Raw genomic sequence first — 15896 nt, forward strand, 5'->3', positions numbered from 1 at the left:
GGCCGCCGCCTTTGTGCGTCCACAGGGCCTTGGTGACTTCGCCCCGGGTACGGGGATTCTGGTTCAGGCCGTGACGAGGTCGGTGCGGGGTGCGGCGTAGTGGCAGGCCGAGGGATGGCTGGACACCCCATCGTTCGAGGGCTCGAGCAGCGGCTCGCTCGACGAGCACAGTTCCGTGGCCTTCCAGCACCGGGTGTGGAAACGGCAACCAGACGGCGGGTTGGCGGGGGAGGGGACGTCGCCGGTCAGGACGATCTGCTCTCGGGTGCCGCGCACGGAGGGGTCCGGCACCGGGACGGCGGACAGCAACGCCTGTGTGTAGGGGTGGGTGGGCCGTTCGTAGATCTGGGCGTCGTCCCCGAGCTCCACCATCTTGCCCAGGTACATCACGCCGACGCGATCGGAGATGTGGCGCACCACGGCGAGGTCGTGGGCGATGAAGACATAGGCCAGACCCAGTTCGCTCTGCAGTCGCTCCAGCAGGTTCACCACCTGGGCCTGCACCGAGACGTCCAGCGCGGAGACCGGCTCGTCACAGATCAGCACCTTGGGGTTGAGCGCGATGCCGCGCGCGATGCCGATGCGCTGGCGCTGTCCGCCGGAGAACTGGTGCGGGTAGCGGTTGATGTGCTCGGGGTTGAGGCCGACCTGCTCCAGCAGTTCCTGGACACGTCGCCGGCGCTGGTCGCGGGGGACCACGTCGGTGTGGATCTCGAAGGGCTCGCCGATGATGTCGCCGACGGTCTTGCGTGGGTTCAGCGAGGTGTAGGGGTCCTGGAAGACGATCTGGACGTCGCGTCGCATCCGGCGCATCGCCGAACCGCCGGTGCGGGTGACGTCTTCGCCGTTGAACAGCACCTTCCCCTCGGTCGGGTCCTCCAGGCGCATCAGCAGGCGTCCGAGCGTGGACTTGCCACAGCCGGACTCGCCGACGATGCCCAGGGTCTCGCCGGGGTACAGGTCGAGGTCGACGCCGTCGACGGCCTTCACGGCCCCGACCTGGTGGCGGATGACGCCGCCCATGATGGGGTAGTGCTTCTTCAGCCCGCGGGCGGAAAGGATGGGATCAGCCATTGAGGAGCTCCTCGGCGAAGTGGCAGGCGCTCGCCCGCTCATCGGTCAGTTGGCGCAGGGCAGGCGGCTGGCCGGTGCGGCAGATGTCGGCCGCCATGGGGCACCGTGGGTGGAAGGCGCAGCCGTCGGGGATGCGCAGCAAGTTCGGCGGGAGCCCGCCGATGGCGCGAAGCTGCTGACCCTTCTGGTCCAGGCGTGGGATGGAATCGATGAGCCCCTTCGTGTAGGGGTGCGCCGGCTTGGCGTAGGTGTCGTGGACGGGAGCCTGCTCGACCATCCGTCCGGTGTACATGACGTTGATCCGGTCGGCGACGTCGGCCACCACGCCCAGGTCGTGGGTGATCAGGATCAGGCCCATGCCCGACTCGTCCTGCAGTTCCTTGAGAAGGTCCATGATCTGCGCCTGGACGGTGACGTCGAGGGCGGTCGTCGGCTCATCCGCGATCAGGATCGCCGGATCGAGGGCGATCGCCATCGCGATCATGATGCGCTGGCGCATGCCGCCGGAGAACTGGTGCGGGTAGGCGTCCACGCGCTCGGCGGCGGCCGGGATGTTGACCCGCTGCATCAGCTCGATGGCGCGGGCCTTCGCGTCCGACTTGTTCATGCCTCGGTGCACCCGGAACATCTCCGCGATCTGCCAACCCACCGGGAATACCGGGTTCAGCGAACTCAGCGCATCCTGGAAGACCATCGCGATCTGGGCGCCGCGGACCTTCTGGCGCTCCTTCTCGGGCAGTGTCAGCAGGTCGGTGCCGCAGTAGCGCACCTGACCGGACGGGATGTGGGCCGGCGGGGTGTCGAGGATGCCCATGATGGCCTGGGCCGTGACGGACTTGCCCGACCCGGACTCGCCCAGGATCGCCAGCGTCTCGCCCTGGTCAAGGGTGAACGAGACGCCGTTGATGGCCTTGGCCACGCCGGCACGCATCCGGAACTCGACGTGCAGGTCGTCCACCTCGAGAAGCCGCCCGTCGACGGGCGTCCAGGTTCGGTCGGATGATGTGTTCTTTGCCATGTCAGCGCAGCTTCGGGTCGAGTGCGTCGCGGATGACCTCGCCCATCATGATGAAGGCGAGGACGGTCAGCGACAGGAACAGGGAGGGGAAGGCCAGCATCCACGGGGCGGTCTGCACATAGCCCAGGCCGGAGGCCTCGGAGATGGAGATGCCCCAGCTGATCGTGGGCGGCTGCAGGCCGATGCCGAGGAAGCTCAACGTGGCCTCGATGGCGATGTAGGTGCCGAGGTTGATCGTCGCGACGCTCAACACCGCCGCAAGCGAGTTCGGCAGGATGTGCTGGGTGATGATCCGCCACGGGCTGGCGCCCAGGGCGCGGGCGGCCTGGACGTACTCGTTGGGCTTGACCTGCAGCACGGACGAGCGCATCAGCCGGGCCAGCGACGGCCAGCCGAGGATCACCAGCGCTGCGACGACCTTGGCCACGACGACCAGGTAGGGGGTGTCGGTGGAGCTGGGGAAGGAGTAGAGGATGATGATGCCGCCCAGCAGCAGCGGGATGGCGAAGAAGACCTCGCCCACGCGGGAGAGCAGGGTGTCGACCCAACCACCGACATAGCCGGAGATGACGCCGATCAGTCCGCCCAGTGCGGTGGTGCCAAGCGTGGTGAGCACCCCGACCAGGATGGAGGCGCGGGCGCCGTGGATCGTCCGGGTGTAGACATCGCAGCCCTGCACGTCGGTGCCGAACCAGTGCTCGCCGCTGGGGGCGGTGCGGGCCTCGGCAAGCGGGCAGGCGTAGGGGTCCTTGGGAGCGAACAGCCCGGGAACGAGGGCCATCGCCACGAAGACGGTGATCAGAGCGACAGCCAGCCAGAACAGCTTGCTGCGGCGCATCTCGTCCCAGGCGTCACGCCACAGGGACAATGGACGGTCGGTGGTGGCCTCGGCGACGATCGGGTCGCTCGCCACCATCGCCTGCGCCTCGGTGGTGATGGGTTCAGTCATTGGTGATCCTCGGGTCCAGGACGCTGTAGAGGACGTCGACGAGCAGGTTCATCAGCAGGTACACCAGCACCAGGCAGGTGACCGCACCCACCACCGAGATGCCGTCCTGCTGGTTGAGGGAGCGATAGATGAAACCGCCGACGCCGTTGATGTTGAAGATGCGCTCGGTCACGATGGCGCCGCCCATCAGGGCGCCGAAGTCGTAGCCCATGAAGGTGATCACCGGGATCAGGGAGTTGCGCAGGGTGTGCACGCCGATCGTGCGGGCATTCGACAGGCCCTTGGCCTTCGCGGTGCGGACGTAGTCGGCGCGCAGGTTCTCGACCAGGTTGGTGCGGGTGAGGCGCGCCACATAGGCCACCGACAGCGAACCCAGCACCAGGCCCGGCAGCATCAACTGTTGCCAGGTGCCCTGGCTGGCGGTCACCGGGATGACATGCTTGAGGCCGGCCTTGAGGATGCCGAACTGGGCCACGCTGCCGATCACGAACACCGGGATGGAGATCAGGACCAGCGTCGAGACGGTCACGAAGGAGTCGATGAAGCGGCCCTTGCGGATGCCGGCCAGCACGCCCGCGGCGATGCCCACGACGGCCTCGAAGACCAGCGCGATCAGGGCGAGCTTCAAGGTGGTGGGGTAGCGCGCGGCCAGCTCGCCAGCCACGAAGTTGTGGTAGAAGTTCGTCCCCAAGTCTCCCCGGACCAACTTGCCCAGGTAGAGCAGGTACTGCACCAGGAGCGGCTTGTCGAGGTTGTACTCCCGCTTGAAGGCCTCGATGTAGGCGGGTGTGCAGTCGCGTTCGCCGCAGCGCCCGACCCAGGGGTCGCCCGGCAGGGCGTACACGAGGACGAAGAGCAGGAAGGTGGCGCCGATGATCACGGGGATCATCTGGAGCAGGCGTCTGAGGATGTACTTGGCCATGCTGTGGAGTTCTCCTGGCTGGGACGGACACCGCAAGGGTGGTGTGCCGGCTGTTGGCCGACACACCACCCTGGTGCGCAGTTCAGGTGTGTCAGATCAGGCGTTTTGGACCAGGTGGTGCCTGGTCATTGTGCCTGATCGGTCACTTGGTGCTGATGGCGCTCAGGTCGAGGGTGCCGAAGGGGGTCACCTTGACGTTTGTGACCTTGGTCGACCAGGCCACCGGGGTGGCTGCGGACCACAGCGGGGCGGTCGGCAGGGTCTCGGCGAGCATCGCCTCGGCCTCCTGGTAGAGGCTGTTCGACTCCTCGGTGGTGCTGGCCGCGGCGGCCTCCTTCAGCTTGGCGTCGAAGGCCGGGTTGTCGTAGTGCGCGTCGTTCGAGGCGGCACCCTTGGCGTAGATCGGGGTCAGGAAGTTCTCGATCGAGGGGTAGTCCATCTGCCAGCCGCCACGGAAGGAGCCCTTCAGTTCGCCTGCCTTGATCTGGGTGCGCAGGGTCTTGAAGTCGGGCGTGGTGTTCACCCGGCAGTCCATGCCGAGGTCGGTCTTGAGGCCATTGCAGACCGCGTCGGCCCACAGCTTGTGGCCGCCGTCGCCGTTGACCGAGATCAGGAAGGTGCCCTTGTAGCCACCGGCAGCGTCGTAGGCGCTCTTGGCCGCAGCCTTGTCGTAGGTGCAGGAGTCGCCGCAGACGCCGTCCTTGTAGCCATCAACGACGGGGGCGACCCAGCTGGTGGCCGACTTGCGGGTGCCGTTGAAGATCTGCTTGGTGATCGTGTCGCGGTCGATGGCCCGGCTGATCGCCTTGCGCAGGTCGGGGTTCTTGGCCAGCTGCTCGTCGGCGGGGGAGAAGGTGAGCACCTGCATCACGCCGGAGTCACGCACCGCGGTGCGATCGGCGTCGATGGTGGTCTTCCACAGGTCGTTGGCCAGCTGGTCGGAGGGCACGATGTCGGTGAAGTCGATGTTGTCGGCCACCAGATCGGTCCACGCGGCGTTGGCGTCGTTGTAGATGCGGTAGGTGACCTTGTCGACATTGGCGCCGAACTTGCCCGAGTAGTTCTCGTTCTTCTCCAGCACGATCTCGGTGGCCGAGTTCGAGGTGATCTTGAAGGGACCGGCGCCGATCGGCGTCTTGCCGAAAGCGGCATCGGTCGGGTTGGCCAGGAAGGAGTCGGGCTGAGGGACGAAGGCCGAGTAGCCCAGGCGGACGGGCAGGTTGGAGACCGCCTCGGTGGTGGCGATGGTGAAGGTGTGGTCGTCCACGACCTTCAGGCCGGACATGGTCTTCGACTTGGGGGCCGTCTTGCACTCGTCATCGGTGCACTGGGTGTCCGCGAAGCCTGCGACCGGCTCGAAGAAGTAGCCGTTCTGCTGACCATTGGGGCCGTAGGCGGCGAAGTTCCACGCGTCCACGAAGTTCTTCGCCTTGACCTCGGTGCCGTCGCTGAACTTGTAGCCGCTCTTGAGCTTGACCGTGAACAGCTTGTTGTCGCTGGTCTCGATCGACTCGGCGATGTCGTTCTCGGGCGCGGCGGTGTCGCTGTTGTAGCGGACGAGCTTGGCGGTGACGGCGTCGATGACATTGCCACCGCAGACCTCGGTGGTGTTCGAGCCGATCAGCGGGTTCTCCGGGGTGCAGCCGCGAATGGTGATGGCGCCACCCGACTTGGTGACCGCCGAGCCGGACGCGCCGGACGACGAAGAGCTGGAATCGGAGCCACAGGCGCTCATCGTCAGGGCGACGGTGGCGACGGCGGCGGCAGCAAGAGTGCGACGAGCGCTCATGGAGTCCCTCCTGGGGAAAAGTGGGTGCCCTGCAGTGGGTGCGAGCAGGGTTTCGATGAACCGCATGGCTGGTTCGGGTGGGGCTGTGGGCTCGGCGCCGATGACTCGGCCCTACCCATTGCGCCAGAAGGTATCGGTTCATCACGTTGAAATGGGTGCCCTGGCCAGTTCGGAAACCAGATCGTTACAAGCGGCGGGGGTGGCGTGCACCTCGGCAAAGTGGACCCCACCGGGGCAGTTGATAGGCTGGCGCGGTTGACCTGCGTGCGCAAGCACCCGGCCACCGTCCACCAACGAGGAAGACAACGCCCCATGCTTTCTGCTTTTGGCAATGCGTTCAGGTCGCCCGACCTTCGCAAGAAGATCGGTTTCACCCTGTTCATCCTCGCCATCTTCCGGCTCGGCTCGACCATCCCGGCGCCGAACGTGAACCTGAAGCGCATCGACGAGTGCCGCACGCTGGCCGCCAGTGGCGACGCAGCGGGCCTGTACTCGATGATCAACCTGTTCTCGGGCGGAGCACTGCTGCAGCTGTCGATCTTCGCGCTGGGCATCATGCCCTACATCACCAGCTCGATCATCCTGCAGCTGCTGACGGTGGTGATCCCGCGGCTGGAGACGCTGAAGAAGGAGGGCGGCCAGGGCCAGCAGAAGATCACCCAGTACACCCGCTACCTGACGCTGGTGCTCGCGGTGCTGCAGGCGACTGCCTTCGTGACGATGGCGCGCAACGGCCAGCTCTTCCAGGGTTGCGACGGCGTCATGTACGACACGTCCATCTTCCCGATCGTCGTGATGGTGCTGACGATGACCGCCGGCACCTCGATCATCATGTGGCTGGGCGAGCTGATCACCGAGCGCGGCGTGGGCAACGGCATGTCGGTGATGATCTTCACCCAGATCGCCGCCCAGTTCCCCGCCTCCCTGTGGGCCATCAAGCAGGCCCGCCAGGGCGCCAATGCCTGGTTCGTCTTCGGGCTCGTGGTCGCCGTCGGCCTGCTGGTGATGGCAGCGGTCATCTTCATGGAGCAGGCACAGCGCCGCATCCCCGTGCAGTACGCCAAGCGGATGGTCGGCAAGCGCGTCTTCGGCGGCACCACCACCTACATCCCGCTCAAGGTGAACCAGGCGGGCGTCATCCCCGTGATCTTCGCCTCGTCCATGCTGTACCTCCCCGTGCTGTACGCGCTGTTCCAACCGGACAGCAAGGCGGCGCAGTGGATCCAAACGCATTTCTCGGGCACGGGCCAGGGTCACCAGCCGCTGTACAACCTGGTCTTCTTCTTCCTGATCATCTTCTTTGCCTACTTCTACGTCTCGATCACCTTCGACCCGGTCGAGATCAGCGACAACATGAAGAAGTACGGCGGCTTCATCCCCGGCATCCGCGCGGGCAAACCCACCGAGGACTATCTCGGCTTCGTGCTGACCCGCCTCACCGCTCCCGGTGCCCTCTACCTGGCCCTGATCTCGCTGATCCCGACGATCGCCTTCGTCGCCCTGGGCGCCAATGGCAATTTCCCCTTTGGCGGCACGTCCATCCTCATCATCGTGGGCGTCGCGCTCGACACGGTGAAGCAGGTCGAGAGCCAACTGCAGCAGCGCAACTACGAAGGATTCCTCAAGTGAGAATGCTCATCATGGGCGCCCCCGGCGCCGGCAAGGGCACCCAGGCCAAGCTCATCGCCAACCACTACCGCATCCCGGCCGTCTCCACCGGTGCGATCTTCCGGGCGAACATCGCCGCCAAGACCGAGCTCGGCAACCGGGTGAACGCGCTGATCAGCAAGGGCGAGTTCGTCCCGGATGTGCTGACCACGGCGGTCGTCGCGAAGCGCCTGCTCGAGGGCGATACCAACAACGGCTGGCTGCTGGACGGCTATCCGCGCACCCTGGAGCAGGTGGACGCCCTGGACATCATCCTCGAAGATGCGCACCGCAAGCTCGACTGTGTGCTTTCGCTGGAGACCGACGAGGAGGAACTCGTCGCTCGTCTGCTGAAGCGCGCCCAGATCGAGGGCCGCGCGGACGACAACGAGGAGACCATCCGTCGCCGGATGGAGGTCTACCGTTCCGAGACGGAGCCGTTGATGGCGCTCTACCGTGAGCGCGGCCTGCTGGTCAGCGTCGACGGTGACGGTTCCGTCGACGATGTGGCCGAGCGGATCTTCGCGGCGATCGACCAGTACGCGACCAACTGATGGCCGGGGGCGTCCAGATCAAGAAGCCCGCGCAGGTCATCGCCATGCGCAAGGCGGGGCTCGTGGTCGCCGAGGTGCTCGCCCGGATGGCCGACGAGGTGCGTCCCGGCGTCACCACGGGTCAGCTCGACTCGATCGCGCGCCAGATGCTCGCTGAACGTGGAGCCAGCTCCAACTTCCTGAACTACGGCGCCGACTGGGGCTATCCGCCCTACCCGGGTGTCGCGTGCATCTCGCCCAATGAGGTCATCGTCCACGGCATCCCCGGGGATCGTGAGCTCGCTGAGGGGGACATCGTTTCCTTTGATTTCGGTGCGATCATCGATGGCTGGCACGGCGACGCCGCCCGAACCTTCCGCGTCGGAGCGGTGAGCCCCGAGGTGGACGCTCTGGTGGAGACCACCCGTGAGTCGATGTGGGCCGGGATCGGCGCGATGCGCCTGGGTGGACGTGTCGGCGACATCTCCCATGCCATCGAACAGGCCATCGTCGCGCGCGGTGACTACGGCATCACCCGTGAGTACACCGGCCACGGCATCGGCACCGAGATGCACCAGGACCCCGACGTCCCCAACTACGGCCGGGCCGGACGTGGGCGCAAGGTCACCGAGGGTCTCGTGCTCGCCATCGAGCCCATGGTCGTGCTGGGCACCGAGGACTCGGTGACGCTCGATGACGACTGGACGGTCGTCACCCGCGACGGCAAGTGGGCTGCCCATTGGGAGAACACCGTGACTGCCACCCCGGACGGCCTGTGGGTGCTCACCGAGCTGGACGGTGGCGAGGCCGAGCTTGTGGCCCGCGGCCTGCCCTTCGGGCCACTGTCCGACTGAACGAAGGAATCGGCACTGACAGCAACTCATCCCGTCCCCGCACAGAGGACGGGATGTTTTGTCTCGCGGGTGGGGTCGCGCGCGAAAAAGTGTGGTGTTGAATGGCCTCATGCCGACGAAGCCACTGCCCTCCGATCTCGAGATCGCGCGCGCCGCGAAGCTGCTGCCCATCGAGGAGGTCGCGGCCCGGGCAGGCATCGACGCCCGCTTCGTCGAGCCCTACGGCCGCGACGTCGCGAAGGTGCAGCTGGAGGTCATCGATGAGCTCGCGGAGCGCCCCGCAGCCAAGTACGTCGTCATCACGGCCCTGACGCCCACGCCGCTGGGGGAGGGCAAGACGACCACCGCCGTCGGTCTGGCCCAGGGCCTGGAGAAGCTGGGCAAGCGATCCATGCTGGCCCTGCGCCAGCCCTCGCTCGGGCCGACCTTCGGCGTCAAGGGCGGCGCCGCCGGCGGCGGCTACTCGCAGGTCGTCCCGATGGAGCGGCTGAACCTGCACCTGACTGGTGACTTCCACGCGATCACCGCTGCCCACGACCTGCTGGCCGCGATGATCGACAACCACCTGCACCACGGCAACGACCTGGGTATCGACCCCTGGTCGGTGAGCTGGCGCCGCGTCGTGGACATCAACGACCGCGCCCTGCGCAATGTCATCGTCGGGCTCGGGGCAAAGCTGGACGGCCCGCCACGCCAGACCGGTTTCGACATCACCGCCGCCAGCGAGGTCGGCGTGATCCTGGCCCTGGCCACCGACTTGATCGACCTGCGCGCCCGGCTGGGACGGATCGTCATCGGATACACCTTCGACGGACGTCCGGTCACCGCCGAGGACCTGAAGGCCGCTGGCGCGATGGCCGTCATCATGAAGGAGGCCATCAAGCCCAACATGATGCAGACCACCGAGAACTCTCCGGCGCTGATCCACGCCGGCCCCTTCGGCAACATCGCCACCGGCAACTCCTCGGTGATCGCCGACCGGGTGGGCTCGAAGACCTCGGAGTACCTGCTCACCGAGGCGGGCTTCGGCGCCGACATGGGGGCGGAGCGCTTCTTCAACGTGAAGTGTCGCGTCTCCGGCCTGCGCCCCGATGCCGCGGTGCTGGTCACCACCGTTCGCGCCCTGAAGACCCATTCGGGCCGTTACAAGGTCGTCGCGGGCAAGCCGCTTCCCGAGCCGATGCTGGCCGAGAACGCGGACGACGTGCTGGCTGGCGCCGACAACCTGCGCAAGCACATCGACATCGTCCGTTCCTTCGGGGTGCAGCCGGTGGTGGCGATCAATGTGTTCCCCACCGACTTCGCGAGCGAGCACGAGGTGATCCGCCAGATCGCCGAGCAGGCCGGAGCACGGTGTGCGCTGACCACCCACGTCGTCGATGGCGGCGACGGAGCCAAGGAACTGGCCCGGGTTCTGGTCGAGGCCTGCCACGACGAGACGGACTTCCGCTTCACCTACGACGACGGCGACACCCTGGAGGAGAAGATCCGCAAGGTCGCCACCGGGGTCTACGGAGCCGATGGCATCGAACTGAGCCCGCAGGCGCGCAAGGAGCTGGCCCACTTCGAGGAGTTGCGCTACGGCCATCTTCCCGTCGTCATCGCGAAGACCCACCTGTCCATCTCGCACGACCCCCTGCTGCGCGGCGCGCCCACCGGTTGGACGCTGCCCGTCCGTGAGGTGCGCCTGGCGGCGGGAGCCGGTTATGTCTACGCCATCTGTGGCGAGATGCGGACCATGCCCGGGCTGGGCAAGCACCCGGCCGCCGAGCGGATCGACCTGGACGAGAACGGCGAGGTCGTCGGCCTGTTCTGAGACACGTGCAGTTCTGAGCCGCCGGGGCACGCACTAGGGTCGACCGGGTGAGCACCGCAGACACCAACCGCCCGCCGCACACCGACCGTGACGACGTCATAGAGGACCTCTTCGGCCATTCGGTCGCCGATCCCTATCGCTGGCTGGAGGACGAGGACTCGGTGCGCACCCGCGACTGGGTGGAGCGCCAGCGTGCCTTCACTGAGCCGCTGCTGGCGGCGCTCCCGGGCCGGGACCGGTTCGGTGACCTGATGACGGCGGTCACCCTGCGGCCTCGGGCCTCGACGCCGCGTGTCAGCAAGGGCCGCTTCCTGCGCCAGGTGAACTCCGGCGGGCAGTTGCAGGACGTGGTGCTGGTCGCCGGCTCACTGGACGAGCTGCTGGCGGGCGGACGCGTGCTGGTGGACCCGAACACCTGGAGCGAGGACGGCTCTGTCTCGCTCTCTGCCCTCACGGTCGCCCCGGGCGGTGAGCACTTCGCGGTCGCCCGATCCGAGGCCGGCTCGGACTGGATGCGGGTGCAGGTCGTCGACGAGCACGGCACGGCGGTCGAGGACCATGCCACCACCACCAAGTTCTGCTCCCCGGTCTGGCTGCCGGACGGACGTTCCCACCTGTACAACCACTTCCCCGGGGCTGGCCGGGCGGACGGCAGCGCGTCCGCCCAGCTCGGCGCGGCGCAGCTGCGCGTCCACACCGTGGGGGCCGACGACTGGACCGTGGTCGACTTCACCGATGAGCCGCAGGCCCGCGCCTGGGCCGTCGTGAGCGACGACGACGCCTGGCTGGTGCTGCACGTCCATGTCGGCACCGAACGCACCACGCGAGTCTGGCTGTACCCGCTGACCCCCGGCTCCGACGGGCGCAGCCGCGTGGGGGAGCGGGTCGAGCTGGTGCCCGAGGCCACCGCGGCGTGGAGCTATGTCGGCTCACGCGACGATGAGCTGCTGTTCCTCACCGACCTCGATGCCCCCTTGGGTCGCGTGGTGGCGCTGCGACCGGAGGGCGGGCTCCGCGAGGTCGTCGCGGAACAGTCCGTGACCCTGCTCCAGGCGGAGCTGGCCGCCGACGTCCTGCTGGCCTCGACACTCGTCGACGCCACGCCCGTGGTCCAGCGGTTCTCGCTGGCCGGTGAGTCCTTGGGCGCGCTCGACCTGCCCGGGGGTGCCGTCGTCGCGCTCAACACCGCCGAGGGGTCCTTCGAGGCCTTCGTCGGGATGAGCACGGTGGTCGACCGGGAGGCCGCCTTCCGCGTCGACGCCGCCACCGGTGAGGTGACGGCTCTGGCTGGCCCAGCGGAAACCCCGGGGGTGGAATCCTGGCAGCCCCCGCGGTACTCGATCGAGCGTCGGCGGGCGACGAGCTCCGACGGAGCCGAGGTGCCCTACTTCCTGGTACTGCCCGAGGGCGTTCCCGACAGCCCGTCCCCCACCATCCTCTACGGCTACGGCGGCTTCGACATCCCGATCCTCGCCGACTTCCGTGCCACCTGGCCGGCCTGGTTGGCGGCCGGCGGGAAGCTCGTGATCGCGAACCTGCGCGGCGGTGGTGAGTTCGGTCGCCAGTGGTACGACCAGGGCCGGCGGGAGCACAAGCAACAGGTCTTCGACGACCTCTTCGCCGTCGCCGAGCAGATCATCAGTGAGGGTGTCACGACGGCCCAGCAGCTGGCTGTCCACGGCAAGTCCAATGGTGGCTTGCTGACCGGGGCGGCCATTGCCCAACGTCCCGAGCTCTTCGCGGCTGCGATCCCGCACGTCGGCGTGCTCGATGTCGTGCGCTTCCACCGGTTCACCATCGGGTCGGCGTGGATCAGCGACTACGGCGACCCGGACGACCCGGCAGAATTGGAGCGGATCCTCACCTGGAGCCCCTTGCACAACCTCGTCCCGGGGACGCGCTACCCGGCCACCCTCGTGGCCACCAGCGACCACGACGACCGGGTCGTGCCGGCCCACTCGTACAAGTTCGCCGCCGAACTGCAGCACTGCCAAGGTGGACAGGCGCCGGTCTGGATCAGGATCGAGCCCTCCACTGGCCACGGTCTGACGGACAAGCCTCCGGCCGTCCTGGCCGCCGAAGGGGCTGACCTGTTGGCCTTCGCGGCGCACCACACGGGGCTGGTCGTCGAGCGCGGATAGGCTGGGGGACGTGAGCAACCTGCCGATCTCGTCGAAGTACCGCTCCCAGCCCGACCTGCCGGTCAGCGATGCCGAGCGCGACGACCTGACCCGTCGGCTGAACGCGGCCTTCGAGCGCGGGGACGTCTCCCAGGACGACTACCGGGCCCTGCTGGACCGGCTCTACGCGGCCCGGACGCTGGGGGAGTTGGTGCCGGTCGTCGAGCAGGCAGCGGTGCGCGAGACGCACAACAGCCCAGCCATCGTCGCGCAGCAGACCGCTCTCGAGCCGGGGCAGGTCAACGAGACCTCCGGTGGGATGGAACTGGCGAAGATGACGATGTACGGGTCGATGGCGCTGGTGGGCGTGCTGGTCATCATGCTGGTGCTGTTGGCGATGTGACCTCCCGCATCGCCATTGCGGCGCCGGCTCAGCCCTGTGGCGCGAGGATGCCGATCACAGGATTCCACTCGACGACGCGCGTCTCGGCCACCTGGTCGGCCTGTTGGAAGGGGTCGTGGGCGAGCATGGCGCGGACCTCGTCGGCACTGTCGGCCTCGAAGACCAACAGGGCCTGCGCCGGGGTGGTCTCCAGCAGTGGACCGCTGGCGACCAGGCCACGCGAGGTGAGGCTGGCGAGGAAGGCACGATGCTGCGGGCGCAACTCGTCCTGCACCTCGCGGGTGTCGGCGTAGACATAGGTGACTGCGTAGTAGGCCATGGGCAGCACAGTAGTGGTGACCCTCGGCAAGCTCATGGATCGGGAGGGCGGCCCTGGATCGTGGAGGCTCGGGGATTGGTGCCCCGATTTGGCCGCTCGCAGGGCGGGGCGTAGGCTTGTGTGTCGGTCCCTGTGGCACAGGCGATCGTTCGTGCCCGCGTCCATCTGGAACGGGCCAGTCGAAGAGATTGAGAGTACATGGCCAAGAAAGAGGGAGCCCTCGAGCTCGAGGGAACCGTGGTCGAGTCACTGCCCAACGCGATGTTCCGCGTGGAGCTCGTGAACGGCCACAAGGTGCTCGCCACGATCAGCGGCAAGATGCGTCAGCACTACATCCGCATCATTCCGAACGACCGGGTCGTCGTCGAGCTTTCCCCCTACGACCTGACTCGCGGACGCATCGTCTACCGCCACAAGTGATCCACCCGGGAGGCCCCCAAAGGCGTCCCAACTGCAGAGAATCCACCACAGATCCGGGTACATGCGTGTGCCCTGATCGCCAGATCAAGGAGCTCGAATGAAGGTTCAGCCGAGCGTCAAGAAGATCTGCGACAAGTGCAAGGTGATCCGCCGGCACGGTCGCGTGATGGTGATCTGCGACAACCCGCGCCACAAGCAGCGCCAGGGCTGACCAGCCAGGCAATGTGGGCCCACTGACTTCAGCGGGCCATGGGGCGGTGACTCGCAGACCATCGCAGGTGTCGGTCACCCCCGGTTCTTCCGGGACGCACCTGCCAGACAACAACACAACAACGTGATGCAAGGCCGGACGGGCGAGAACCCCGCTCCGGTCGAACCCCCGGACGAAGGCCGGGGCCCCGGGAGCAACGGGCCGCCAGGTGGGAACCTGCACGGGTCGGGCTTGCAGCAGTCAGGGACGCATTGCGCCTCACACCTTCGCGGCCCACGACCGCGCTCCGAAGTCCCGCTGGAACCGGGGGAGCCAGGGCTGACTACTGAAAGGTAACCGCCACATGGCACGCCTCATTGGTGTCGATCTCCCGCGCGAGAAGCGTCTCGAGATCGCACTCACCTACATCTTTGGCATCGGAAAGACCCGTGCCAAGCAGACCCTCGCCGCCACCGGCATCTCCGGGGATCTCCGTGTCCACACCCTGACCGACGAGCAGCTGGTCGCCCTGCGCGACCACATCGAGGCCAACTACGAGACCGAGGGTGACCTTCGTCGCACCGTCGCTGCCGACATCCGTCGCAAGATCGAGATCGGCAACTACCAGGGCCGTCGTCACCGCGCCGGTCTTCCCGTCCGCGGCCAGCGCACGCGCACCAACGCGCGCACCCGCAAGGGCAAGAAGAAGGCCGTCGCCGGCAAGAAGAAGGCTCGCTGATCGGCTGCGCATCGCGCGCTGACCAGCTGACACGGAAACTCCAGGAGATATTGAGCTATGGCTACTGCTAGCCGCAAGAGCGCTGCCGCCAAGACCAAGGTGCGCCGCAAGGAGAAGAAGAACATCGTCGCGGGCCAGGCCCACATCAAGTCGACGTTCAACAACACCATCATCGCGATCACCGACCCGACCGGTGCGGTGATCTCGTGGGCCTCTGCCGGCACCGTCGGCTTCAAGGGCTCGCGCAAGTCGACCCCGTTCGCCGCCCAGATGGCCGCCGAGGCCGCTGGTCGTCGTGCCATGGACCATGGCATGAAGCGCGTGGACGTGTTCGTCAAGGGTCCGGGCTCGGGCCGTGAGACCGCCATCCGCTCCCTCGGAGCTGTTGGCCTCGAGGTCGGCGCCATCGCCGACGTCACCCCCGTGCCCCACAACGGATGCCGCCCGCCCAAGCGTCGCCGCGTCTGATCCCCACCCGCTGACGAAACACACTAAGGACTGATAGAAAATGGCCCGTTACACCGGCCCCATGACCAAGAAGTCCCGTCGCCTCGGGACGGACCTGGTCGGCAATGACAAGTCGTTCGAGAAGCGCCCCTACCCCCCGGGCGTGCACGGCCGTGGCCGTACGAAGGACTCCGAGTACTCGCTGCAGCTGCGCGAGAAGCAGAAGGCACGTTTCGCCTACGGCGTGCTCGAGAAGCAGTTCCGTCGCTACTACGCCGAGGCCGACCGCGTGCCCGGCAAGACTGGTGACGCCCTGCTGCAGATCCTCGAGTCCCGTCTGGACAACGTGATCTACCGCGCTGGCTTCGCGGCCACCCGCCGCCAGGCCCGCCAGCTCGTCGTCCACGGTCACTTCCTGGTCAACGGCCAGAAGGTGAACATCCCCTCCTTCCGCGTCTCCCAGTACGACGTCATCGACGTTCGTCCGAAGTCGCTGGAGATGACCCCGCTGGTGATCGCCCGTGAGACCCACGGCGAGCGCGAGGTTCCGGCCTGGATGGACGTGCGTCCGAACAAGATGCGCATTCTGATCCACTCGTTGCCCACCCGCGAGCAGATCACCATCGACGTCAACGAGCAGGCGATCGTCGAGCTCT

The 15896-nt window shown here is 67.1% G+C and carries 17 protein-coding genes; 11 read left to right on the plus strand and 6 right to left on the minus strand.

The window, feature by feature from the left end; genetic code table 11:
* Positions 1–63: 63 nt before the first annotated feature.
* The 5 genes from ABD089_RS05160 to ABD089_RS05180 form a co-directional block, all read right to left on the minus strand.
* On the minus strand, positions 64–1116 hold the full coding sequence (locus ABD089_RS05160; RefSeq protein WP_343885152.1) for an ABC transporter ATP-binding protein: 1053 nt from the start codon (positions 1114–1116) through the stop codon (positions 64–66).
* The gene (locus ABD089_RS05165) at positions 1067–2092 is read right to left on the minus strand and encodes an ABC transporter ATP-binding protein (RefSeq protein WP_343885154.1); all 1026 of its coding nucleotides are present in this window, start codon (positions 2090–2092) and stop codon (positions 1067–1069) included. Before ABD089_RS05165 ends, ABD089_RS05160 begins: the two co-directional genes overlap by 50 nt.
* Before the next feature lies 1 nt (position 2093).
* Positions 2094–3008: an ABC transporter permease gene (locus ABD089_RS05170; protein ID WP_343885390.1), complete on the minus strand. Its 915-nt coding sequence runs from the start codon at positions 3006–3008 to the stop codon at positions 2094–2096.
* Positions 3009–3033: 25 nt separating this feature from the next.
* A complete protein-coding gene (locus ABD089_RS05175) occupies positions 3034–3963 on the minus strand; it encodes an ABC transporter permease (protein WP_343885155.1) in 930 nt (309 codons plus the stop codon).
* A gap of 142 nt (positions 3964–4105) precedes the next feature.
* Positions 4106–5752 carry a peptide ABC transporter substrate-binding protein gene (locus ABD089_RS05180; RefSeq protein ID WP_343885156.1) on the minus strand — a complete coding sequence of 549 codons (1647 nt, stop codon included), beginning with the start codon at positions 5750–5752 and terminating at the stop codon, positions 4106–4108.
* A 312-nt stretch (positions 5753–6064) separates the two neighbouring features.
* On the opposite strand from ABD089_RS05180, the gene secY reads away from it, so the two are divergent.
* The 6 genes from secY (at position 6065) to ABD089_RS05210 (ending at position 13125) form a co-directional block, all read left to right on the plus strand.
* Positions 6065–7381 (plus strand): preprotein translocase subunit SecY, encoded by a 1317-nt coding sequence (gene secY / locus ABD089_RS05185; protein ID WP_343885157.1) that lies wholly within the window; start codon positions 6065–6067, stop codon positions 7379–7381.
* Complete coding sequence (locus ABD089_RS05190) at positions 7378–7953, plus strand: adenylate kinase (RefSeq protein WP_343885158.1); 576 nt, start codon at positions 7378–7380, stop codon at positions 7951–7953. The genes secY and ABD089_RS05190 overlap by 4 nt, the downstream gene beginning before the upstream one ends.
* Positions 7953–8786, plus strand: coding sequence for a type I methionyl aminopeptidase (gene map, locus ABD089_RS05195; RefSeq protein WP_343885159.1), 834 nt, complete (start codon positions 7953–7955; stop codon positions 8784–8786). Before ABD089_RS05190 ends, map begins: the two co-directional genes overlap by 1 nt.
* A gap of 109 nt (positions 8787–8895) precedes the next feature.
* Positions 8896–10602 (plus strand): formate--tetrahydrofolate ligase, encoded by a 1707-nt coding sequence (locus tag ABD089_RS05200; protein WP_343885161.1) that lies wholly within the window; start codon positions 8896–8898, stop codon positions 10600–10602.
* Between the two features lie 47 nt (positions 10603–10649).
* Positions 10650–12743 carry a prolyl oligopeptidase family serine peptidase gene (locus ABD089_RS05205; protein ID WP_343885163.1) on the plus strand — a complete coding sequence of 698 codons (2094 nt, stop codon included), beginning with the start codon at positions 10650–10652 and terminating at the stop codon, positions 12741–12743.
* 10 nt (positions 12744–12753) lie between these two features.
* Positions 12754–13125: a DUF1707 SHOCT-like domain-containing protein gene (locus tag ABD089_RS05210; RefSeq protein ID WP_343885164.1), complete on the plus strand. Its 372-nt coding sequence runs from the start codon at positions 12754–12756 to the stop codon at positions 13123–13125.
* Between the two features lie 28 nt (positions 13126–13153).
* Here the strand turns inward: ABD089_RS05210 and ABD089_RS05215 are convergent, their stop codons facing one another.
* Positions 13154–13444 carry a YciI family protein gene (locus ABD089_RS05215; RefSeq protein WP_343885165.1) on the minus strand — a complete coding sequence of 97 codons (291 nt, stop codon included), beginning with the start codon at positions 13442–13444 and terminating at the stop codon, positions 13154–13156.
* A 198-nt stretch (positions 13445–13642) separates the two neighbouring features.
* Here ABD089_RS05215 and infA point away from each other — a divergent pair, with 198 nt between their 5' ends.
* The 5 genes from infA to rpsD all read left to right on the plus strand — a co-directional run.
* The gene (infA, locus tag ABD089_RS05220) at positions 13643–13864 is read left to right on the plus strand and encodes a translation initiation factor IF-1 (protein WP_343885166.1); all 222 of its coding nucleotides are present in this window, start codon (positions 13643–13645) and stop codon (positions 13862–13864) included.
* 97 nt (positions 13865–13961) lie between these two features.
* On the plus strand, positions 13962–14075 hold the full coding sequence (gene rpmJ / locus ABD089_RS05225) for a 50S ribosomal protein L36 (protein ID WP_002514836.1): 114 nt from the start codon (positions 13962–13964) through the stop codon (positions 14073–14075).
* Between the two features lie 343 nt (positions 14076–14418).
* Positions 14419–14793, plus strand: coding sequence for a 30S ribosomal protein S13 (gene rpsM, locus ABD089_RS05230; RefSeq protein WP_343885167.1), 375 nt, complete (start codon positions 14419–14421; stop codon positions 14791–14793).
* 57 nt (positions 14794–14850) lie between these two features.
* Positions 14851–15261 (plus strand): 30S ribosomal protein S11, encoded by a 411-nt coding sequence (gene rpsK / locus ABD089_RS05235; protein WP_343885169.1) that lies wholly within the window; start codon positions 14851–14853, stop codon positions 15259–15261.
* A 40-nt stretch (positions 15262–15301) separates the two neighbouring features.
* Positions 15302–15896, plus strand: a 595-nt coding sequence (rpsD, locus tag ABD089_RS05240; RefSeq protein WP_343885170.1) for a 30S ribosomal protein S4, incomplete at its 3' end; no start/stop codon positions are given.

Origin of the sequence: Luteococcus sanguinis (assembly GCF_039527675.1) — a bacterium.
GTDB lineage: Bacteria > Actinomycetota > Actinomycetes > Propionibacteriales > Propionibacteriaceae > Luteococcus > Luteococcus sanguinis.